This window comes from Pseudonocardia oceani, from assembly GCF_019263585.2.
GTDB lineage: Bacteria > Actinomycetota > Actinomycetes > Mycobacteriales > Pseudonocardiaceae > Pseudonocardia > Pseudonocardia oceani.
Genome location: NZ_JADQDF010000001.1, coordinates 5,692,261 through 5,713,029, shown reverse-complemented (window position 1 = coordinate 5,713,029; position 20,769 = coordinate 5,692,261). Strand labels below are relative to the sequence as shown.

The 20,769-nt window shown below is 74.7% G+C and carries 20 protein-coding genes and 1 pseudogene; 15 read left to right on the top strand and 6 right to left on the bottom strand.

The genetic code is table 11. The annotated features are described in order from the left end of the window. The first annotated feature begins 37 nt into the window (after positions 1 to 37). The 5 genes from pqqA to pqqE are packed head-to-tail and all read left to right on the top strand — an operon-like array spanning position 38 to position 3,207. Positions 38 to 130: a pyrroloquinoline quinone precursor peptide PqqA gene (pqqA, locus tag I4I82_RS28645; RefSeq protein ID WP_218591329.1), complete on the top strand. Its 93-nt coding sequence runs from the start codon at positions 38 to 40 to the stop codon at positions 128 to 130. 25 nt (positions 131 to 155) lie between these two features. Then, positions 156 to 1,124, top strand: coding sequence for a pyrroloquinoline quinone biosynthesis protein PqqB (gene pqqB, locus I4I82_RS28640; protein ID WP_267461585.1), 969 nt, complete (start codon positions 156 to 158; stop codon positions 1,122 to 1,124). Positions 1,125 to 1,132: 8 nt separating this feature from the next. After that, a complete protein-coding gene (gene pqqC / locus I4I82_RS28635) occupies positions 1,133 to 1,861 on the top strand; it encodes a pyrroloquinoline-quinone synthase PqqC (RefSeq protein ID WP_225920713.1) in 729 nt (242 codons plus the stop codon). Next, the gene (pqqD, locus tag I4I82_RS28630; protein WP_226370303.1) at positions 1,851 to 2,132 is read left to right on the top strand and encodes a pyrroloquinoline quinone biosynthesis peptide chaperone PqqD; all 282 of its coding nucleotides are present in this window, start codon (positions 1,851 to 1,853) and stop codon (positions 2,130 to 2,132) included. The genes pqqC and pqqD overlap by 11 nt, the downstream gene beginning before the upstream one ends. Then, entirely contained in the window at positions 2,125 to 3,207 is a 1,083-nt protein-coding gene (gene pqqE / locus I4I82_RS28625) for a pyrroloquinoline quinone biosynthesis protein PqqE (RefSeq protein ID WP_218593958.1), read from the top strand. The genes pqqD and pqqE overlap by 8 nt, the downstream gene beginning before the upstream one ends. Positions 3,208 to 3,223: 16 nt before the next feature. Here the strand turns inward: pqqE and I4I82_RS28620 are convergent, their stop codons facing one another. Beyond that, positions 3,224 to 4,267 carry a sodium:calcium antiporter gene (locus I4I82_RS28620; RefSeq protein ID WP_218593957.1) on the bottom strand — a complete coding sequence of 348 codons (1,044 nt, stop codon included), beginning with the start codon at positions 4,265 to 4,267 and terminating at the stop codon, positions 3,224 to 3,226. A gap of 199 nt (positions 4,268 to 4,466) precedes the next feature. On the opposite strand from I4I82_RS28620, the gene I4I82_RS28615 reads away from it, so the two are divergent. From I4I82_RS28615 to I4I82_RS28585, 7 genes are all read left to right on the top strand, one after another. Next, entirely contained in the window at positions 4,467 to 4,841 is a 375-nt protein-coding gene (locus I4I82_RS28615; RefSeq protein WP_226370302.1) for an FKBP-type peptidyl-prolyl cis-trans isomerase, read from the top strand. Between the two features lie 13 nt (positions 4,842 to 4,854). Continuing rightward, the gene (locus tag I4I82_RS28610) at positions 4,855 to 5,352 is read left to right on the top strand and encodes a metallophosphoesterase family protein (protein WP_218593960.1); all 498 of its coding nucleotides are present in this window, start codon (positions 4,855 to 4,857) and stop codon (positions 5,350 to 5,352) included. A 3-nt stretch (positions 5,353 to 5,355) separates the two neighbouring features. Further along, on the top strand, positions 5,356 to 6,312 hold the full coding sequence (locus I4I82_RS28605) for a DNA polymerase domain-containing protein (protein WP_218593955.1): 957 nt from the start codon (positions 5,356 to 5,358) through the stop codon (positions 6,310 to 6,312). Between the two features lie 15 nt (positions 6,313 to 6,327). Beyond that, positions 6,328 to 6,633: an antibiotic biosynthesis monooxygenase family protein gene (locus tag I4I82_RS28600; protein ID WP_218593954.1), complete on the top strand. Its 306-nt coding sequence runs from the start codon at positions 6,328 to 6,330 to the stop codon at positions 6,631 to 6,633. Between the two features lie 46 nt (positions 6,634 to 6,679). Continuing rightward, the gene (locus tag I4I82_RS28595; RefSeq protein WP_218596242.1) at positions 6,680 to 9,484 is read left to right on the top strand and encodes an alpha/beta fold hydrolase; all 2,805 of its coding nucleotides are present in this window, start codon (positions 6,680 to 6,682) and stop codon (positions 9,482 to 9,484) included. Further along, positions 9,481 to 10,389, top strand: a complete 909-nt coding sequence (locus I4I82_RS28590) for an ABC transporter permease (RefSeq protein WP_218593004.1) — start codon at positions 9,481 to 9,483, stop codon at positions 10,387 to 10,389. The genes I4I82_RS28595 and I4I82_RS28590 overlap by 4 nt, the downstream gene beginning before the upstream one ends. 92 nt (positions 10,390 to 10,481) lie before the next feature. Further along, entirely contained in the window at positions 10,482 to 11,291 is an 810-nt protein-coding gene (locus tag I4I82_RS28585) for a hypothetical protein (protein WP_225920712.1), read from the top strand. A gap of 2 nt (positions 11,292 to 11,293) precedes the next feature. Here the strand turns inward: I4I82_RS28585 and I4I82_RS28580 are convergent. Next, positions 11,294 to 12,181: pseudogene (locus I4I82_RS28580) on the bottom strand (EamA family transporter); the annotation flags it as partial. Between the two features lie 71 nt (positions 12,182 to 12,252). Here I4I82_RS28580 and I4I82_RS28575 point away from each other — a divergent pair. Beyond that, on the top strand, positions 12,253 to 13,164 hold the full coding sequence (locus tag I4I82_RS28575; RefSeq protein WP_218593006.1) for a LysR family transcriptional regulator: 912 nt from the start codon (positions 12,253 to 12,255) through the stop codon (positions 13,162 to 13,164). 336 nt (positions 13,165 to 13,500) lie between these two features. Here I4I82_RS28575 and I4I82_RS28570 read toward each other — a convergent pair whose 3' ends face one another. After that, entirely contained in the window at positions 13,501 to 14,760 is a 1,260-nt protein-coding gene (locus tag I4I82_RS28570) for a glycosyltransferase family 87 protein (protein WP_226370301.1), read from the bottom strand. Between the two features lie 150 nt (positions 14,761 to 14,910). On the opposite strand from I4I82_RS28570, the gene I4I82_RS28565 reads away from it, so the two are divergent. Beyond that, a complete protein-coding gene (locus tag I4I82_RS28565; protein WP_218593008.1) occupies positions 14,911 to 16,254 on the top strand; it encodes a DUF2254 domain-containing protein in 1,344 nt (447 codons plus the stop codon). Here the strand turns inward: I4I82_RS28565 and uvrB are convergent. Then, positions 16,247 to 18,520, bottom strand: a complete 2,274-nt coding sequence (uvrB, locus tag I4I82_RS28560; RefSeq protein ID WP_225920710.1) for an excinuclease ABC subunit UvrB — start codon at positions 18,518 to 18,520, stop codon at positions 16,247 to 16,249. The genes I4I82_RS28565 and uvrB overlap by 8 nt on opposite strands. Between uvrB and I4I82_RS28555 the strand changes: the two genes are divergently transcribed. Further along, positions 18,519 to 19,061 (top strand): ribonuclease FAU-1 family protein, encoded by a 543-nt coding sequence (locus I4I82_RS28555; RefSeq protein WP_218594408.1) that lies wholly within the window; start codon positions 18,519 to 18,521, stop codon positions 19,059 to 19,061. The genes uvrB and I4I82_RS28555 overlap by 2 nt on opposite strands. Here the strand turns inward: I4I82_RS28555 and I4I82_RS28550 are convergent. Next, positions 19,054 to 19,716 carry a hypothetical protein gene (locus tag I4I82_RS28550; protein ID WP_218594406.1) on the bottom strand — a complete coding sequence of 221 codons (663 nt, stop codon included), beginning with the start codon at positions 19,714 to 19,716 and terminating at the stop codon, positions 19,054 to 19,056. The two genes, I4I82_RS28555 and I4I82_RS28550, sit on opposite strands and share 8 nt — an antisense overlap. Further along, on the bottom strand, positions 19,716 to 20,744 hold the full coding sequence (locus I4I82_RS28545) for an RNA polymerase sigma factor (protein ID WP_218596240.1): 1,029 nt from the start codon (positions 20,742 to 20,744) through the stop codon (positions 19,716 to 19,718). The genes I4I82_RS28550 and I4I82_RS28545 overlap by 1 nt, the downstream gene beginning before the upstream one ends. Positions 20,745 to 20,769: the final 25 nt, after the last annotated feature.

Below are 20,769 nucleotides of genomic sequence, written 5' to 3'. Positions count from 1 at the left end.
GCACGACGCACGACACCCAGGAGGGAGGTGACGGCACATGGAGCGTCTCGCTGAGTGGGAGGCGCCCGACTTCGACGAGGTCGGGTGTGCGCCCGAGGTGACGATGTACATCGCCCGTTCGGAGGCCTGAGGCCGACGGACGGCGGACGACGGACGTGGAGGGGCGCCGGGACTCGGTTCCGGCGCCCCTCCCCGACGTCGAGGACGGGGGGCACGACATGCGGGTGCGGGTGCTGGGGTCGGCGGCCGGAGGGGGCTACCCGCAGTGGAACTGCAGCTGCCCGACGTGCCGGGCGGTCCGCGAGGGCACCCGACCGGCCCGGACGCGCACGCAGTCCTCGATCGCGGTGAGCCCGGACGGCGAGCGGTGGTTCCTGGTCAACGCCTCCCCCGACGTCCGGGCGCAGGTCGAGGCGTTCCCGCGCCTGCACCCCGGCGCCGGCCGGGCCACGCCGCTGGAGGCGGTGCTGCTCACCGACGCCGAGCTCGACCACACGCTGGGACTGCTCCTGCTGCGGGAGGGACGCGGGATCGAGCTGCACGCCACCGCGGCGACACACGCGACGCTGACCGCGGGCACCGGCGTGCTGACCACCCTGGAGCGCTACTGCCCCGTCGGGTGGACCCCCGTCGTCCCGGGCAAGGAGGTGTCGCTGGGCGGCGTCTCCTACCGGGCCTTCGACGCCCCCACCGGCAAGCACGACCGGTTCGGCGGGGGAACGGGCACCGGCGAGGGGCGGGTCGTGGGCTACCGGTTCACCGACGAGGCCAGCGGGGCCGCGGCGGTCTACCTGCCGGGCGTGCAGGAGCTCACCCCGGCCGTGCTCGCCGAGCTCGAGGGCGTCGACTGCCTGCTCGTCGACGGCACCTGCTGGCACGACGACGAGATGATCCGCCTGGGCCTGGCCGCGAAGACGGCCCACGGCATGGGGCACCTCGCCGTCGGCGGGCCCGGGGGCAGCCTCGAGCAGCTGGCCGGGCTGCCGATCGCCCGCCGGATCTACGTCCACATCAACAACACCAACCCGATGCTGCTCGAGGACTCGCCGGAACGGCGGGAGGTCGAGCGGTGCGGCATGGAAGTGGCCCACGACGGTCTCGAGGTGGAGGTCCCCGCACGATGACGGACACGATGACGGACACGGACACGATGACGGCGGGGGCGCCCCCGGAGGTCGACGCCCTCGTCGAGCGGCTGCGGGCCCACTCGCAGAGCTACCACAGCACCCACCCGTTCCACCTGCGGATGAACGAGGGCCTTCTCGCTCCCGACCAGATCCGCGGGTGGGTCGCCAACCGCTACTACTACCAGGAGATGATCCCGCGCAAGGACGCCGCGATCCTCGCCAACTGCCCGGACCCGGCCGTGCGCCGGCGCTGGATCCGCCGCATCATCGACCACGACGGCGCCGCGGACGGCGAGGGCGGCATCGAGGCGTGGCTGCGCCTGGGCGAGGCCTGCGGCCTGCGGCGCGAGGAGATCGCCGACCACCGCCACCTCGTGCCGGGCGTGCGGTTCGCGGTGGACGCCTACGTCACCTTCGCCCGGACGCGACCCTGGGTGGAGGCGGTCGCGTCGTCGCTGACCGAGCTGTTCGCGCCGGACCTGATGGCCGAGCGCCTCCGGGCGTTCGAGCAGCGCTACACCTGGATCGCCCCGGACGGCCTGGCCTACTTCCGCAACCGCCTGGAACAGGCGCCCCGCGACTCCGAGCACGCCCTCGAGGTGGTGCTGCGGTACTGCCGGACCCCGCAGGACCGCGACGCGGCGGTGGCCGCGCTGTCGTTCAAGTGCGACGTCCTGTGGTTGATGATGGACGCGATCGACCAGGCGTACGGGGACCGGTCTCGTGCCGGGTGACGTCCCGCCGTCGGGCCGCCCGGCGCTGGCGCGCCACGTCCGGATGCGGTTCGACCCGACCCGCGAGCGGCACGTGCTGCTGGGCCCGGAGTCGGTGATCGTGCTCAACCCGACCGGCGCCGACATCCTCGGCCTGTGCGACGGGCGGCGGACCGTGTCCGACGTCGCCGCGGCGCTGCGGGTGCGTTACGAGCGGGTGGTCGACGACGAGGTCACGGCCTTCCTCGCTCGGCTCGTCAGGAAGCGATGTGTGGAGATCAGTGATGGATAGACCCTTCGGACTGCTGGCCGAGCTCACCTACCGCTGCCCGCTGGCCTGCGCCTATTGCTCGAACCCGCTCGAGCTCGCCGCCTACGACGACGAGCTGGACACCGCCGAGTGGCAGCGCGTGTTCACCGAGGCCGCGGCGATGGGGGTGCTGCAATGCCACCTCTCCGGCGGCGAGCCGCTGCTGCGACGCGACCTCGTCGAGCTGGTGCGCACGGCCGCGGACCTGGGCATGTACACGAACCTCGTGACCAGTGCGATCGGGCTCTCGCGCGGCCGCGCGGAGGAGCTGAGGGAAGCCGGGCTCGACCACGTGCAGGTCAGCGTGCAGGCCGACGAGCCCGCCACCTCCGACCGCATCGCCGGCATCCCGTCGTTCGAGCGGAAGCTCCGGGCGGCCGCGGTGGTGAAGGAGCTCGGCTGGCCGCTGACGGTCAACGTGGTGGTGCACCGGCAGAACATCGACCGCCTCGCCGAGATCATCGCCCTGGTCGAGGAGCTCGACGCCGACCGCGTCGAACTGGCCAACACCCAGTACTACGGCTGGGCGTGGCGCAACCGGGTCGCGCTGCTGCCCAGCCGCGCCCAGCTCGCCGCCGCCGAGGACGTCGTCCGCGACGCACGCGAGCGCCTGGCAGGCCGGATGGAGGTCCTGCACGTGCTGGCCGACTACTACAGCGAGTACCCCAAGCCCTGCATGGGCGGGTGGGCCGCACGCCAGCTGACCGTGGCCCCCAACGGCGACGCGCTGCCCTGCCCGGCGGCGCAGACCCTGCCGCTTCCGCGGGCCAGCGTGCGGGAGGAGTCCCTGCAGCGGATCTGGGACGACGCCCCGGTGTTCACCGCGTTCCGGGGCACCGGATGGATGCAGGACCCCTGCCGGACCTGCGACCGCCGCGAGATCGACTTCGGCGGGTGCCGCTGCCAGGCGTTCCAGCTCACCGGCGATGCCGCCCGCACCGATCCGGTGTGCCACCTCTCCCCCGATCACGCCCTCGTGGCCGACGCGGTGGAGGCGGCCAACGCGGGAGCGCGACGGGAGGAGGAGGTGCTCGTCCCGCGCCCGCACCGCGCGTGAGCCGGGGCGGGTTGGGCTAGTCCATCTCGATCGGGGCTCCCCCGAACACGACGAAGCTCAGGATCCAGTAGGCGACGTACAGGGCGAGCAGCACGTAGCCGTGCCACCGCTGCAACCGCCCGGTGTAGAGGAAGGCGGCCGCCAGGCCGGTCACCGCGATGAGCGCGGTCAGGTGCCACGTGAGCACGTCCGGGCCGACGACGATCGCGCCGCCCGCGAGGATGATGACGCCGAGCTTCCCCGTGACCGAGAAGACGACGCTCCCGATCACGTTCCCGATCCCGACCTCGGGCGCACCCCTGCGGATGGGCTCCACCGTCAGGAAGACGTCCTCGAGGGTCAGGACGGCGGTGACGATCGTGGCACCGAAGAGCGTGCCCTCGATCCCGTAGGCCTCCAGGATCCCCTCGACCCCGATGCCCGTGGTCGCCGCGCCGATGATGAGACCGGTGAGGGCGAGCAGCGCCAGCGCCAGTCCGGCCCAACCGGGCAGCCGGCGCGCCTCGGCGAACGGCATCTCGTCGGCGAAGGAGTTGCCCGGCGGCTCCTCCGCCTGCTCCTCCCTCCCGACGTCGGCGCCGGCCGTCCCCGCGTAGATCTCGGCGTTGCGGAAGACCGGGATCTTGCGCTGGGACTCCCGGACCGCGACGTAGGCGATGAACAGCACGAACAGGCCGACGAGCACGACGCCGTCGACGAAGGTGAGCGGGGCCGTCAGCGTGAAGACGATCATCACCAGCGGTGCCGCGGCCAGGAGTGCGATGTAGTCGCGCGGGATCTGCAGCCGCACCGGGGTGAGGATCGCGGCGATCGCGAGCACGACCCCGGTCAGCGAGATCGCCGTGCCGAAGACCGTGCCCAGCGCGACGCCGCTGAGGTCCTCGAGGTTCAGCGCGACCCCGAGGAAGATGTCGTCGAACTCGATGCCCGTGAAGACGATCGCGAGCAGGAACAGCGAGACCCGCAGGCCGCTCGCGGCCCCCACGAGGTAGCCGATCAGCTTCTCGGCGCTGAACACCAGGAGCGTCGCTCCGGAGATGAACACGAACACGGAGGTCATGCGTTCCCCCTCGCACCGGCCGCACTGCCGTCGTCGCGCGGTTCCCCGCAACCGCGCCCTGATGGTCGCAAACCTGTGTCGTCGCCCGCTAGTGCCGGACCACCGCGGGTTCCCGCGGTGGTCCCGGGATCGCTCCCGGCACCCCGTCAGCCGGTCTGGCAGGCTGTCGTCCGCGCACCCCACCAACGAGAGGACCACCGTGGCCCAGCAGAAGCCCGAGGTCGACCCGCACGACGGCCCGGCCCCCGCCGACCTGCTCGTCACCGACCTCGTCGTCGGCGACGGCGCCGAGGCCCGCGCCGGACAGAACGTCGAGGTGCACTACGTCGGCGTCGCGCACAGCAGCGGCGAGGAGTTCGACGCCTCCTGGAACCGCGGCTCCACGTTCCGCTTCCCCCTGGGCGCCGGCCGCGTCATCGCGGGCTGGGACCAGGGCGTCGTCGGCATGAAGGTCGGCGGACGCCGCCGGCTGGTCATCCCGCCGCACATGGGCTACGGCGACCGCGGCGCCGGTGGCGCCATCAAGGGCGGCGAGACGCTGATCTTCGTGGTCGACCTGCTCGGCCTCTCCTGATCGGACCGGTCCCCTGCAGCTCCTGATCCTGAGCGACACCCACCTCCCGGCGCGGGCGCGCGACCTGCCCGCGCCGGTGTGGGACGCCGTCGACGCCGCGGACGCGGTGATCCACGCCGGCGACTGGATCTCCGTCGCCGCCCTCGACGCGCTGGGGGCCCGCGCGCGGCGGCTGATCGGCGTGTTCGGCAACAACGACGGTGACGCCCTGCGCGCGCGGCTGCCCGAGGTCGCCCGCGCCGAGCTCGGGGGCGTCCGCTTCGCCGTCGTGCACGAGACCGGCTCGTCGAAGGGCCGGGAGAAGCGCTGCTCCACCGCCTACCCCGACGCCGACGTGCTCGTCTTCGGGCACAGCCACATCCCCTGGGACTCCACCACGGCGTCCGGGCTGCGGCTGCTCAACCCCGGCTCCCCCACCGACCGGCGCCGGCAGCCGACGCACACCTGGATGACGGCCGAGGTCGACGACGGGACCCTCGGCGCCGTGACCCTGCACCACCTGGAGCGCTGACCGGTGGCGAAGGAGAAGGCGCCGAAGGAGAGCCGCGAGGGCGTCGAGCTCAGCAGCCTCGACGGCCCCCTGTTCGACGGCTCCGGCGCCACCAAGCGCGACCTCGTCGACTACCTCGACGCCGTGTCCTCCCGGATCCTGCCCGGTCTCGCCGGGCGCGCGCTGTCGGTGGTGCGCGTGCGGCCGGGGCAGGAGCCGTTCATGCAGAAGAACGTCCCGAAGTACGCCCCCGACTGGATCGCCACCACGGCGGCGTGGGCGCACGCCTCGCAGCGCGAGGTCCACTACGCCCTGTGCGACGACCGCCGCACGCTGCTGTGGTTCGCCAACCAGCGCGCCGTCGAGTACCACCCGACGCTCATGCGGGCCGGCGACACCGTCGCGACGCAGCTCGTGATCGACCTCGACCCCCCGGTCGACGACGACTTCGCGCACGTCGTGGCGGCCGCCGCGCTCGTGCGGCAGGCGCTGGCCGACTCCGGGCTCGCGGGCGCGCTCAAGACGAGCGGGGCGAAGGGCGTGCACGTCGTCGTGCCGCTGGAGCCCTCCGCGGTCGACGACGCCGCCGCGGCCACCCGCGCGCTCGCCGCCCGGGCCGCCGCCCTCGACCCCGCCGTCGCGACCACCGCGTACATCAAGGACGACCGGGAGGGGAAGGTCTTCGTCGACTCCACCCGCGCGGGCGGGGCCACGATCGTCGCGGCCTACAGCCCGCGCGTGCGTCCCGGGGCGCCCGTGTCGTTCCCGGTGGCCTGGGACGACCTCGCCGGCGTCCACCCCACCGACTTCACGATCCGCACCGCCCCCGGTCTGCTCGGCGACACCGACCCGTGGGCCGCCGCGCTGCCCGCCCCGCAGGCGCTGCCCGCCGACCTCGTCGAGCAGGGCCACACCATCCCGGTCGCCCGCGTGGCCGCCATGCACGAGGGCAAGCGGCGGGCGCGGGCGCGCCGGCGGTGATGCGAGGATGACGTCATGATCACCGAGATCGCCGACTTCGCCGTGCTCCCCGACAAGCAGGAGCAGTTCGCCGACGCCGTGCGCGAGGGCCTCGCGCTCGCCGCGCAGACCCCCGGGTTCCGCGGCGCCCGCCTCACCCGCAGCATCGAGACGCCCACCCGGTTCGTGCTGCTCATCGAGTGGGACACCGTCGAGGCGCACACCGTCGGCTTCCGCGAGTCGGAGCTGTTCCCGCAGTGGCGCGCCATCGTCGGCCCCTTCTTCGACGGCCCGCCGACGGTCGAGCACGTCGAGGAGCTCGTCGCGCATCCCGGGGACTGAGAGGCGGCTGAGGGCGGGTCACGGCCGGTCGCCTAGCGTCGCAGGAGTGCCCCGCCTCCCGCGCGCGCTGCTGCTCGCGCTCGCTCTCCTCCTGCTCGTCCCCGCCACGGCACTCGCCTCCCCCACCCCGGGCTCGGGCCCCGGGAGCGTCACCGAGGCGCGCGTCGACGTCCCCGGGGCCACGCTGGACACCACGCTCTACCTCCCCGCCACGACGCCGGCGCCGGCGGTGCTGGTGGCCCACGGCTTCGGCGGGAGCAAGGCCTCGGTCGACGACGACGCCCGCGCGCTCGCCGACCGCGGCTTCGTCGTCCTCGCCTGGTCGGCCCGCGGGTTCGGCGCGAGCACCGGGCAGATCGGGCTCAACGCCCCGGACGCCGAGGTCGCCGACGCGAGCGCGCTGCTCGACCGGCTCGCCGCGATGCCCGAGGTCGTGCAGGACGGTCCGGGCGACCCGCGCGCCGGCGTCACCGGCGCGTCCTACGGCGGGGCGCTGTCGCTGCTGCTCGCCGGGTACGACCCGCGCGTCGACGCCCTCGCCCCGGTGATCACCTGGAACGACCTGGGCCAGGCGCTGTTCCCCAACGCCGCCGCGGCCGGCGCGCTGCCCGCGGACACCCCGTCGCGGGGCGCCTTCGCCGGCGACGGGGTCTTCAAGCGCGGCTGGGCCGGGGTCTTCTTCTCCGCCGGGCTGGGAACCGGAGGTCCGGCGGCCGGCGAGCCCGGCACCGACGACGGCCCGACGACGGCCGCACCCACGGCGTCCGCACCCGCGGCGTCCGCACCCGTGGCACCCGCGCCCGGCGCCTCCCCCACCTGCGGCCGCTTCACCCCCGAGGTCTGCGCCGCCTACACCGACGCCGCGACGACCGGGCGCCTGTCGCCGGCGACCGCGGCCCTGCTCGAGCGCTCCTCCCCCCGAACGGTGACCGGCCGGATCACCGCGCCGACGCTGCTGGTGCAGGGCGAGCAGGACACCCTGTTCGGCCTCGACCAGGCCGACGCCAACGCCCGCGAGATCGCCGCGAACGGCACTCCGGTGCAGGTGCGCTGGTACGCGGGCGGCCACGACGGCGCCGCCCCCGGCGACGACGTCCGGGAGGCGGTCGGCGAGTGGTTCGACCACCACCTCCTCGGCACCGGCGACGACCCGGGCACGACGTTCTCCTACGGCGTCGAGAGCGGCCTGCGCGCCGGCAGCAGCACAGCCACCGGCCGCACCGTCGTCGCGGCGGGCTACCCCGGCCTCGCCGGGGCCGCCGCCGTGTCGACGCAGGACCTCGCGCTGACCGGCGGCACCCGCGTCGTCGTCACCCCGGCGGGCGGCAGCCCCGCCGCGATCACCGCGCTGCCCGGGCTCGGCGGGGCGCTGGGCAGCCTCGGCGGCCGGATCTCCGCGCTCACCGCGGCGCTGCCCGGCCAGTCCGCGCAGTTCGCCTCGGCCGCGCTGGCCGACCCGCTGCTGCTCACCGGCGCGCCCCGGATCGACCTCACCGTCGCCCGCGTCCCCGGCCAGCCCGGCCCCGACGAGGCGATCCTGTTCGTCTCGGCCTCCGAGGTCACCCCGGACGGCACGCGCACGCTGCTCGGCGGGGCCGTGGCGCCGGTGCGGGTCGCGGTGCCCACCGACGGCTCGCCGGTCACCGTCCCGGTCACGCTGCCCGGCGTCGTCGCGCCGGTGGAGGCGGGCAACCGCGTCGTCGTCACGGTCGGCACCACCGACCAGGCCTACGCGGGCGGCACCGACCCGGCCGCCTGGACCGTCGACGCCGGCGCCGTCCTGACCGTGCCCGTCGTGCCCGGCGAGGCCGTCACCGCGAACACCGTGCCGCTGGGCCCGGCCATCGGGATCGGCGTCGTGCTGGGCGTCGCGCTGCTGGCCCGGGGCGCGGCCGCGCTGCTGCGCCGCCGGGGCGCGGCCGCCGTCGACCCCGCCCCGGACGCCCCGCCGCTGGAGATCCGCGACCTCGCCAAGACCTACCGCGGCGGGTTCAGCGCCGTGCGGGGCGTGTCGTTCCGCGTCGAGCGCGGGCAGGTCCTGGGTCTGCTCGGCCCCAACGGCGCCGGCAAGACCACCGTCCTGCGCATGCTGATGGGCCTGATCCGCCCCACCGCGGGCGCGATCACCGCGTTCGGCGAGCCCGTCGGACCCGGTGCCCCCGTGCTCGCCCGGATCGGGGCGTTCGTCGAGGGGCCGGGCTTCCTGCCGCACCTGTCCGGCGCCGACAACCTGCGCCTCTACTGGGCCGCCACCGGCCGCCCCACCGCCGAGGCCCACCTGGAGGAGGCGCTGGAGATCGCCGGGCTCGGCGCCAGCGTGCAGCGCCGCGTCGGTGCCTACAGCCAGGGCATGCGCCAGCGCCTGGCCATCGCCCAGGCCATGCTCGGACTGCCCGAGCTACTCGTGCTCGACGAGCCGACCAACGGGCTCGACCCGCCCCAGATCCACGCCATGCGCGAGGTCCTGCGCCGCTACGCCGCGGGCGGGCGCACCGTGCTGGTGTCGAGCCACCTGCTGGCCGAGGTCGAGCAGACCTGCGACCACGTGGTCGTCATGCACCACGGTCAGGTCGTCGCCGACGGCTCCGTCGAGGACATCATCGCCGGGGGCGGCGCCGCGACGTTCGCCGTCGACGCACCGGCCCGGGCGGCCGACGTCCTGGGCGCGCTCGCCGGCGTCCACGCGGTGGAGGTCGACGGGGAGCAGGTGCACGCCGAGCTCAACGGCACCCCGCGCGCGTCGGCGGTGCGGGCGCTCGTCACGGCCGGGGTCGACGTCGCGTCGGCCGGGCCGCGGCGGCGCCTGGAGGACGCGTTCCTGCAGCTCGTCGGAGAGGACGGCCCCTCGTGACCAGCCCCGGACCGAGCACGCCCGGACCCAGCACCCGCAAGGGCACCGTCGGCGCCCTCGCCGCCGGGCCGCCCCCCGCGGCGTACCGGCCCGGCTCGACGCTCCCGCTGCGCGTCGAGCTGGTGCGCCAGCTCCGGCGGCGCCGCACGCAGGTGACGTTCGCGCTGGTCGCGGCGCTGCCGGTGATCCTCTGGATCGCCTTCTCGCTCGCGCCCGACGGCCCGCCCACCGGATCGCTCAACCTCGTCGACCTCGCCCAGGGCAGCGGCACCAACTTCGCCGTGTTCGCGCTGTTCGCCTCGGCCGGGTTCCTGCTCGTCGTGGTGGTCGCGCTGTTCTTCGGCGACACGGTGGCGGCGGAGGCGTCCTGGTCGAGCCTGCGCTACCTGCTCGCCGCGCCGATCCCGCGGGCGCGGCTGCTGCGGCAGAAGGCGGTCGTCGCGGCCGGGCTCTCGGTCGCCGCGATCCTCACCCTGCCGCTGGTGGCGCTGCTGGTGGGCGGCCTGGCCTACGGTGCCGGCAATCTGGTCAGCCCGACCGGGGAGTCGCTCACGTTCGCCATGGGCGCCGGGCGGGTCCTGCTCGGCGCGCTCTACGTGGCCGTGCAGCTGAGCTGGGTGGCGGCGCTCGCGCTGCTGCTGTCGGTGTCCACGGACGCGCCGCTCGGGGCCGTCGGCGGGGCGGTGATGGCGTCGATCGTCAGCCAGATCCTCAACCAGATCACGGCGCTGGGCGACCTGCGCGACTTCCTGCCCACCCGCTTCTCGACGGCGTGGTCGGACCTGCTCGCCACCGACATCGACTGGGACGCCATGACCCGCGGCGTGTTCTCGTCGCTGACCTGGGCGCTCGTGCTCGGGGCGGCCGCCGTGTACCGGTTCGGACGCAAGGACATCACGAGCTGACGTCGGTGGCCCGTCCGGTGTGTGGTGGGTCACCGGTTGTGGGTACACCCCCGCACGGCCCGTGATCGACGGGCGTGACGAGGGAGCCCCAGATGACGTCCAGCACCGACCGCGGAGCGGGAGCGGCCGACCAGGGCCGGACCCCCGATCAGCGCGCCGCGCCCGACCACCGCGCCCCCGACCACCACGGGACCGATCACCGCGCGTCCGACCAGCACGGGGTCGACCAGCACGGGGTCGACCAGCACGGGGTCGACCAGCGCCCGCCCGGCACCTACTCCTCCGGCTACTCCGACGCCCCGACGGTGGCCACCGGGACCGCGGGCGCCGCCGGGGGTAGCGCCCTGACCGCGCGCCAGCAGCGCCGCGCCGCCCGCACCGAGCAGCGCCGGCAGTTCGGCGGCATCAAGTGGGGGTCGGCGTTCTTCGGCTGGCTCACCGCACTGGGCACCGCGGTCCTGCTCAGCGGCATCGTCGCGGGCGTCACCCAGGGCTACGGCCTGACGACGGGCCCCGGCGGGCCGCCGGAGGGGATCGTGGCCGCGATCGCCGTGGCGGTCGTGCTGTTCCTCGCCTACTTCTGCGGCGGGTACGTCGCCGGCCGCATGGCCCGCTTCGACGGGGCCCGGCAGGGCGTCGCGGTGTGGATCTGGGCCGTGCTCGTCGCCGTCGCGGTGACGGTGCTCATCGCGGTGTCCGGCACGCCCGTCGACCTCGCCCCGGTCGCCGCCCTCGTCGGCGGCGTCGTCGACCCCTCCGCATTCACCCCGGCCGCCGTCGGCGCGCTGGCCGCCGCCCTCGTGGTCGGCCTGGTCGGCGCCGTCCTCGGGGGCCTCGCGGGGATGCGGTTCCACCGCCGCGTCGACCGCGCCGTACCACCGGTCCCGACCGCAACGCCCTGAGGCGGGGCCGGTGAGGTGGCCGGCGCCGTGAACCCGGGTGTGCCCAGCAGGACACCCCCGACGATCACGGTGCCGGCCACCAGTTCGACCGGGGTGGGCCGCTCCCCCAGCACCAGCGCGGCCAGCCCCATCCCGACGACGGGCACCAGCAGCGAGTACGGCGCGACGACGCCGGCCGGGTGCCTGCCCATCAGCCAGGTCCAGATCCCGGAGCCGAGCACGGTCGCCGGCACGACGAGGTAGGCCAGCGCCAGCAGCCCGGGAACCCCGGACGGGCCGGCCGCGGCCACCAGGGCGGCGAACCCGGCCTGCGGGCCCTCCGTCAGCCACGACATCGCGAGCAGCGGCACCGGCGGGACCACCGACATCCACAGCGTCAGGTGCAGCGGGTTCGGCGCCTGCGCGAGGCGGTTGGCCAGGTTGCCGAACGCCCAGCCCAGCGCTCCGAGCAGCGTGAGCAGCACCGGCAGCACGGCGGCGGTCTGCGCCCGAGCCACCACGATCGCCGCGAGCCCGAGGACCGCGAGTCCGATCCCGACGCACTGGCGCGCGCCGAGCCGCTCCCGCAGCAGGAGCGCCCCCAGCAGCACCGTGAACGGGGCCGACGCCTGCAGCACCAGCGACGCCAGCCCCGGCGGCATCCCGATGTCCATCGCGACGAACAGCCCGATGAACTGCACGGTCCCGAACCCCAGCCCGTAGCCCAGCAGCCAGCGCAGCGGTACCTGCGGGCGCGGGACGAGCAGCACCGTCGGCACCGCGATCAGTGCGAACCGCAGCGCCGCCAGGAACAGCGGGGGGAAGTGCTCCAGGCCGACGTGTATCGCGAGGAAGTTCCCGCCCCACAGGGCGGCGACGAGGACGGCGAGCAGGCGGTGGCGCAGCGGCACCCCTCCACCCTGCGGGCCACCGTGGTTCCAGACCAGCGAATCATTCTGCAGGGATGGTTTAGCGTGGCTGCATGGATGTCCAGCGGCTGCGGGTGCTGCGCGAGCTCGCCGACCGCGGGTCGGTCACGGCCGTCGCCGCCGCGCTGTCGTTCACGCCGTCGGCGATATCGCAGCAGCTCAAAGCCCTGGCCGAGGAGGTCGGCACCGCGCTCACCGAGCCGGCCGGACGCGGCCTGCGCCTCACCGACGCCGGACGCGTGCTCGCCGCGGAGGCCGAGGAGGTGCTGGCCGCGCTGGCCCGCGCCGAGGCGGCCGTCGAGGGGCTGCTGACGTCGCCGCGCGGGCTGGTGCGCGTGGCGCTGTTCCCGTCGGGCGCGCGGATGATGCTGGCCGGGGTGCTCGCGCGGCTGGATGCGACACCGGGCGTGGAGGTGGCGTGCCGCGACGTCGACATGAGCCCGGCCGCCGTCGTCGCCCTCACCGCCGACTTCGACGTCGTCGTGACCCACCGCGACGAGCACGGGCCGGGCCCCGCGCCCGGCCGGCAGGTCGTGCCGCTGCTGCGCGAGCCGCTCGACGTCGTGCTGCCGCCCGGGCACCGGCTCGCCCGGCGGCGCAGGCTGCGGCTCGACGAGCTGGCCGGTGAGTCGTGGATCAGCGTGGAGGTGGGCTGGCCCGTCGATGACGTCCTGCGCTCGCTCGCGGTGCGCACCGGCACCGCGCCGCGCGTCGTGCAGCGGATCAACGACTTCTCCGTCACCGAGGAGCTCGTCGCGGCCGGGCGCGGGATCGCGCTGCTGCCGCGCTACTCCACCGACGACCGCGGCGGGCGGCGCCTGGTCCGCCGCCCGCTGGCCGGGGTCCGGGCCGCGCGGCTGGTGGAGGCGGTGCTGCGGCCCAGCGCCGCCGCCCGCCCGGCCGTGCGGACGGTGCTCGACGCACTCGTGGCCGAGGCGGCCGCGATCGCGTCGCGGGCCGGCTGACCCTCGTCCCCGGTCACGGCCAGCGCGACGCCGCGCGCGTCGACACCGAGCACCAGCAGCGCCGCGGCCCCGCCCAGCAGGTGCGACGCCTCCGAGAGGCGGGTGTGCCGGCAGCCCGCCCCCCCGGCCCGGCCGTGCCGGCGTCGCTCCCCCGGGCCCACCCGGAACCACCGGTAGTGCAGGGGCGGCCGGAGCAGGCGCAGCAGCACGCCGGCGGCGGCCGTGGCCAGGGTGGGCACGGCGAGCGCCCGGAGCAGCGTTCCCAGGAGCACGCCCGTCAGGGCCGCAGGCGCTTCGGGAGGCGCCGACGAGCTCGCAGGCGCCGCTCCTCGTGGGTCACGCCCGCCGCCACCGCAGGAACATCACCACGAGCAGGATCGCGGTGAACCACACGTAGGTGCTGCCGACGACCTGCTGCCACGTCGACCAGCCGAGCTCGGCCTCCCCGGCCCGCGGCAGCCCGATCCGGTGCGGCGCGACGACGAAGACCGTGGCGGCGAGCACCGTGACCAGCCCCCAGCCGAACGAGCGGGCGCGCCACGCCGACGCGGCCGCGACGAGCAGCGCGGGCGCGACCCACACCCAGTGGTGCGACCAGGACGTCGGCGACGCGAGCAGCGCCACCCCGGCGACGGCGACGAGCGCGAGCGGCGCGGGCGCGCGGCGGACCACCGGTACGACGAGGGCGAGCAGCGCGGCCGAGAGCGCCAGCCAGGCGACCGTGCGCGCGGTGCCCTCGACCCCGGCGCGCACCAGCACGGCCTGCACGGTCTGGTTGGTGAAGAACGGCGAGCCGCTGACGCCGCCGGTGGGGTTGCCGAGCCAGAACGCGAGCGACTCGCGCGGCGCCACGGCGAACGCGGCGGCAGTGGCGACCACACCGGACAGCACGGCCACGCCCGCGGCCCGGTAGTCGCGGCGCAGCAGGAAGAACAGCACGAACGCGGCCGGCGTCAGCTTGACGGCGGCCGCGATGCCGATGAGCATCCCGCGCGGCCAGCGCGGGTGGTCGACCAGGCAGTCGAGCGCGACCAGAGCCATGAGCAGCAGGTTGACCTGCCCGAACTCGACGGTCTGCAGCACCGGGTCGAGCGCGTACGCGAAGCCCTCGACCGGTGTCTCGAAGTCGATCGCGTGCCCGGGCGTGACGGCCAGCGCGAGCGGCAGCGCGATCGAGGCCGTGGACAGCGCCCCGCCGCGCCCGCCCGAGGGCCACAGCCGCCGGGCGAAGACGTAGAGCGTGGCGCCCAGCGCGAGCACCGACAGCGCGAGCAGCACCGGCCAGGCGACGGCCCACGGCACCACCGCCAGCGGTGTCATCAGCAGCGCCGCGAACGGCGGGTAGATGAACGGGAGCGCGATCTGCCCGGACGTCTCGGGCAGTGGGCCGTACATGTCGCCGCCCGACAACCAGGCCTGCACGCCGAAGCGGTAGACCTCGAGATCGATGTGACGCCCACCGGTGTGCACGACCAGCCCGGCCAGCACGAGCGCCAGGAGCGGGACCGTGAACGGCAGGACCCGGCGCGGCGAGCGCAGCCACGCGGGCACCCGCACCGCGGGCACCACGGGGTGGGCCGTCGACGGGCTGATCACGCCGGTTTCCCCTCTCCTGCTGGACGGTTGCACGGTAACCGGCCCGGCGTGGTCGACCGCGCCCGGCCGCCGTCCGGCCCGGCCGGCGGGCGCGCGGCCCGGGAGCGGCCTAGCGTCACCGTCCATGGACGACGAGCGGCAGCGGCCCCGGTGAGGGCCCGGTGGATCACGGTGCGGGACAGCTTCTGGTTTCTTCCGGGGCTGCTGTGCCTGCTGGCCGCGGTGCTGGCCGAGGCGCTCATCGTCCTCGACGAACGGGTCGACGAACTCGACCTGGGACCGTTCGCGGTGCTCGCCACCCGGATCGGCGAGGCGGGGAGCCGCGACGTGCTGGGGGCGATCGCCGGGTCGGTGCTGGGCGTGGCCGCCACGTCGTTCTCGATCACGATCGCGGTGCTGGCCACGGCGTCGTCGACGTACGGCCCGCGGCTGGTCCGCAACTTCATGACCGACCGCGGCAACCAGTTCGTCCTCGGTGTGTACGCCGCGACCTTCGTGTACTCCCTGTTGACCCTGCGGTCGATCCGCGAGCCCGGTGGCGCCGACGAGGTGTTCGTGCCGCACCTCGCCGTCAACGTGGCCGTGCTGCTCGCGGTGCTGTCGATCGGGGTGCTGGTGTGGTTCATCAACCACATCGCCGATTCCGTGCAGGTGGGGACCCTGTCGCGACGGGTGCGGACGGAGCTCGTCGAGACGGTGGACCGCCTGTACCCGGAGCGGTGGGGCCGCGCCCCGGCGGAGGTGCCGGACGGGGCCGGGGAGCACGACGTGCCGGACGGTCTGTGGTCCGAGGGCATCGAGGTGCGCGCGGACGGGGTCGGCTACGTGCAGGGTGTGGCCGAGGACCGGCTGCTCGACCTCGCCGCGCGCCACGACGTCGTCGTCGCGCTGCACGTCCGGCCCGGTGCGCACGTGGTGGACGGCCAGGTCGTCGCGCTGCTGTGGCCACCGGACCGTGTCGACGACCGGCTCGGCCCCGCCGTGCTCTCCGGTGTGACGATCGGGCGGGCCCGCACGCCCGACCAGGACGTCGACTACGCCGTGCTGGTGCTCGAGGAGATGGCGGTGCGGGCGCTCTCGCCGAGCACCAACGACCCCTACACCGCGCTGAACGCGCTCGACGACCTCGCGGCCGGCCTCACCCGCCTGGCCGGCCGGGACGTCCCCTCGCCCTACCGCTACGGCCCGGACGACCGGCTGCGGGTGATCGCCCCGCGGGCCGGGAAGGCCGAGGTGGTGGACCGGGTGTTCGACGCGATCCGGCTGCACGCCACGGGACACCCGACGGTGCTGCACCGGATGTGCGCTCTCGCGCAGCAGCTGGCCGGTGCCGCGGACGACACGGGCCTCGCGAGCAGGCTGGTCGTCCACCTCGAACGGCTCCAGGAGGCGTTCGAACGGACCTCCCCGCAGCACTGCGACGTCGTCGAGCTGCGCCGGCGGGCCGCCACGGCCGTCGCCGCGATCCGCGCGGCCACCGCCGGCGCTACCTGATGCCTGCCGCGTCCATCCCGCGCAGCTCCTTCTTCAGGTCGGCGATCTCGTCGCGCAGCCGCCCGGCCAGCTCGAACTGCAGGTCGCGGGCCGCGGCGAGCATCTGGTCGGTGAGCGACTGGACGAGGTCGGCCAGCTCGGCCCGCGGCATCGACTTCGTGTCGCGGCCCGACACGACCCCGCTGCTCGCCCGCCCCGGCTCCCCCGCCGCCCGCTTGCCGCGCGACTGGTTGCGCCCCGAGCCGCCGATCGGGACCGCCTCGGTGTCCTCGGCCTCCTTGTAGACCTGGTCGAGGATGTCGGCGATCTTCTTGCGCAGCGGCTGCGGGTCGACGCCCTTCTCGGTGTTGTAGGCGATCTGCTTCGCACGGCGGCGGTCGGTCTCGTCGATCGCGTGCCGCATCGAGTCGGTGATCTTGTCGGCGTACATGTGCACCTCGCCCGACACGTTGCGCGCGGCGCGACCGATCGTCTGGATCAGCGATGTGCCCGACCGGAGGAAGCCCTCCTTGTCGGCGTCGAGGATCGCCACCAGCGACACCTCGGGCAGGTCGAGGCCCTCGCGCAGCAGGTTGATGCCGACCAGCACGTCGTACTCGCCGAGGCGGAGCTGGCGCAGGAGCTCGACGCGGCGCAGCGTGTCGACCTCCGAGTGCAGGTAGCGCACCCGGATGCCCAGCTCCAGCAGGTAGTCGGTGAGGTCCTCCGCCATCTTCTTCGTGAGCGTGGTGACCAGCACCCGCTCGTCGCGCTCGGAGCGCTCGCGGATCTCGTGCACCAGGTCGTCGATCTGGCCCTTGGTCGGCTTGACCACGACCTGGGGGTCGACCAGGCCGGTGGGCCGGATGACCTGCTCCACGAACTCGCCGCCGGTGCGGGAGAGCTCGTAGTTGCCCGGGGTGGCCGAGAGGTAGACCGTCTGCCCGATGCGGTCGGCGAACTCCTCCCACGTCAGCGGCCGGTTGTCGACCGCCGAGGGCAGCCGGAACCCGAACTCGACGAGGTTGCGCTTGCGGGACATGTCGCCCTCGTACATGCCGCCGATCTGCGGCACGGTGACGTGCGACTCGTCGATGACGAGCAGGAAGTCGTCGGGGAAGTAGTCGATCAGCGTGGCCGGCGCCGTGCCGGGGCCGCGGCCGTCGATGTGGCGCGAGTAGTTCTCGATGCCCGAGCAGAAGCCGACCTGGCGGATCATCTCCAGGTCGTACTGCGTGCGCATGCGCAGCCGCTGCGCCTCCAGCAGCTTGCCCTGGCCCTCCAGCTGCGCGAGCCGCTCCTCGAGCTCCTTCTCGATGCCGCGGACGGCCTGCTCCATCCGCTCCGGCCCCGCGACGTAGTGCGTGGCCGGGAAGATGCGCAGCTCGTCGACCTGGCGGACGACGTCACCGGTGAGCGGGTGCAGGTAGTACAGCGACTCGACCTCGTCGCCGAAGAACTCGATCCGCAGCGCCAGCTCCTCGTACGCCGGGATGATCTCGACGGTGTCGCCGCGCACCCGGAACGTGCCGCGGTTGAACGCCAGGTCGTTGCGGGTGTACTGCACGTCGACCAGTGCGCGGAGCAGCGTGTCGCGGTCGATCGTGTCGCCGACCGCGATCTGCACCGACCGGTCGAGGTAGGACTGCGGCGTGCCGAGGCCGTAGATGCAGGACACCGACGCCACCACCACGACGTCGCGCCGCGACAGCAGGTTGTGCGTGGCCGAGTGGCGCAGGCGCTCGACGTCCTCGTTGATCGAGGAGTCCTTCTCGATGTAGGTGTCGGTCTGCGCGATGTAGGCCTCGGGCTGGTAGTAGTCGTAGTACGAGACGAAGTACTCGACCGCGTTGTTCGGCAGCATGTCGCGCAACTCGTTGGCCAGCTGCGCCGCGAGCGTCTTGTTGGGCGCCATCACCAGCGTGGGCCGCTGAAGCTTCTCGATCAGCCAGGCCGTGGTGGCCGACTTGCCCGTGCCGGTGGCTCCCAGCAGCACGACGTCCTGCTCGCCGCCGCGGATGCGCTTCTCCAGCTCCGCGATGGCCGCGGGCTGGTCGCCCGCCGGGTCGTAGGGGCTGACGACCTCGAACCTGCCGCCCGTGCGCGGGATGTCGCCCACCGGGCGGTGCTCGGAGTGCGCGAGCGGCAGATCGCCTTCGTGCTGCCCGGAATCACGAGCGCCGGACTCACGAGCGCTGCCGGGGACCTCGGTTGCGAATGCCACGTCCCCCAGGGTACGAGCCCCCACCGACAGTTTCCGCCGACGGCGGCCCGCTTCTGACAGCATCGGGCCCGTGCATCCGCCGAAGACCGCGACCTTCGACGTCCCCGCCCGGCTCAACGTCGACACCAAGGGCCACGTGCGGGAGGTGGACGAGTACCGCGAGACGCCGTTCGGGCTGTACATGAGCCGCGCGATGGTGGCCCGCCCCACGGCGCACTGGATGCAGACGTGGCTGCTGCCCGACCTCGGGCTGGCCGTGACCGACTGGTGGTGGAACCCCGGCCACGAGCGCGACCAGGACTTCTACCTCGACGTGTGCGACGTCGTGCGCGACGGCGACCGGTGGCTGCTCACCGACCACTACCTCGACATCGTGGTCCGCAACGGGCTCGACTCGACCGTGATCGACGTCGACGAGTTCGTCGGCGCGGTGGCCTGCGGGGTGCTCGACCCGGGGGCGGCGGAGACGGCGATGCACCGGACGCACCGCGCGGTCGACGGCCTGGCCGCGCACGGGCACGACCTCGACGCGTGGCTCGGGAGCCTCGGTGTCGCGCTGACCTGGCGGGAGCGGCCCCGCCCGGGGTGGGCCGGGGTCAGCTGACCCCGGCGCGGGAGCCGGCCTGGCTGCCGGGAGAGACGGTGCCGGACTCGGTGGTGGGCTCGGAGTCGGTCGTCGTGGTCACCGGCGGCATCGAGCTGGTGGTGGTCTCCTCCGGCTCCTCCGTCGGCGGCGTCGTCGTCGGCCTCGGGTCCGGCGTCCCCTCGTTGTTCGGCTGCGTCGTGGTCACCGGCGGACGCGTGGTGGTCACCACGGGCGGCGGCGGTGCCACCACGACGGGAGGCGGCGGAGCGACCGTCGTGGCCGGGGCCGGAGCGGCAGTGCGCTCGCGCGTCTGGCGGCGGGTGGTCGCCGACGACCGCTCGGTCTCCTCCTCGGAGGCTGTCTCCTCCGAGGACGGCGGCGGCACGACGGTAGTGGTGGCGGTGGTCGACTCCGGCAGGACCGGGACGGCCTCGCCGCTCGCGGACGCGGCCGGGGCGACCTGGGCCGTGGCCGGCGCGCTCCCGATCTGCGTGACGGCGGTGACGCCGCCGAGCGCGCCCACCGCGATGACGGCGACGGCGGCGGCGGTGCTGGCCCGGTTGGTCGAACCGGCGTGCCGGATGACGTCGTCGACCAGCGGCAGCGTGACGGCCGCCGACAGCTCGTCGTCGAGCCGGCGGAACTCGTCGGTGACCCGGGTCAGGGCGTCCATCAGTACTGCCTCTCCGCACCCGCGTGGGGCGTGTAGGGGTCGTCGTAGGCCGGGGCGACGCCGAGCACGCTCGGCAGCTCGTCGGCCATGCCTTCGGACACCACCTGGTGGGCGCGCCGGAGGCGGTCGCGGACGGTCTCCGCGGGGACCTGCTCGAGGGACGCGATGTCGCGCCGGGACATGCCGACCATGTGGAACAGCACGACCGCGCGGCGCTCGGCGATGTTCAGGCGCCCGAGGGCGCCGAGCAGGGCCGCGGTGCGGGCGTCGCCGTCGCCGACGGGCTGCGTGCGGGTGAGCCCGACGCGCTCCAGGACCCGGCGCCAGCCCCGCTGCGTGGAGCGGACGGCGACGCGGCGGATCCACCCGGTGGGGTCGGGGCCGACGCGGATCTCGGACCACTTGCGCCAGGCCCGCGAGTACGCGTCCTGGACGACGTCGTGCGCCTCGCCCGCGTCGAGCGTGATCGCGTAGAGCTGGGCGACGAGGCGCTGGTAGTTGGCCTCCATGTGCGCGCCGAAGTCGATGCGCAGCGAGGCCGGGGACGGCGCGGGGGCGTCCTGCACCACGACCGGCGCCGACCCGCCGGACGCCGGGGCGTAGGGCTGGTAGGGCGCAGGGGTTGACGGCCCGGGGGTGGACGGCGCAGGGGTGGACGGCGCCGCGTTCACCGGCCCCGGGGCGTACGCGGTCGGCGCATACGGATCGGCGACCGGGGACCCGCCGGAGACAGGGGCGGCGTAGGCGGTCGGGGCGTAGGCGGTGGCGGCCTCGCCGGACCCGACGGAGGTCGTGGGCGCCTCGGCGACGGTGGTGGGGGCCTCGACGGGCCCGCTCGCGGGCTCGCCGTCGGCCTCAGGGGCGTCGGCCTCAGGGGCGCCGGCCTCAGGGGCGCTGCCGGCCTCGCGGGTGCTGCCGGAGTCGTCGGCGGCGGGCTCGTCCACGCGCGGGCCCTGGGCGTGCGGCTCCTCCTGGAGACCCTGCTCGCCGTCGGTCCCGTCCGCGCGGTGCTCGACCTGCGCGCTCACATCGACTCCCCGTCCCGTTCGTCCT

Excerpts from the sequence above, each read along its gene's own strand:
- pqqA (WP_218591329.1), top strand. The coding sequence starts at position 38 with ATGGAGCGTCTCGCTGAGTGGGAGGCGCCCGACTTCGACGAGGTCGGG.
- pqqC (WP_225920713.1), top strand. The coding sequence starts at position 1,133 with ATGACGGACACGGACACGATGACGGCGGGGGCGCCCCCGGAGGTCGAC.
- pqqE (WP_218593958.1), top strand. The coding sequence starts at position 2,125 with ATGGATAGACCCTTCGGACTGCTGGCCGAGCTCACCTACCGCTGCCCG.
- I4I82_RS28620 (WP_218593957.1), bottom strand. The coding sequence starts at position 4,267 with ATGACCTCCGTGTTCGTGTTCATCTCCGGAGCGACGCTCCTGGTGTTC.
- I4I82_RS28600 (WP_218593954.1), top strand. The coding sequence starts at position 6,328 with ATGATCACCGAGATCGCCGACTTCGCCGTGCTCCCCGACAAGCAGGAG.
- I4I82_RS28585 (WP_225920712.1), top strand. The coding sequence starts at position 10,482 with ATGACGTCCAGCACCGACCGCGGAGCGGGAGCGGCCGACCAGGGCCGG.
- I4I82_RS28575 (WP_218593006.1), top strand. The coding sequence starts at position 12,253 with ATGGATGTCCAGCGGCTGCGGGTGCTGCGCGAGCTCGCCGACCGCGGG.
- uvrB (WP_225920710.1), bottom strand. The coding sequence starts at position 18,520 with ATGCTGTCAGAAGCGGGCCGCCGTCGGCGGAAACTGTCGGTGGGGGCT.
- I4I82_RS28550 (WP_218594406.1), bottom strand. The coding sequence starts at position 19,716 with ATGGACGCCCTGACCCGGGTCACCGACGAGTTCCGCCGGCTCGACGAC.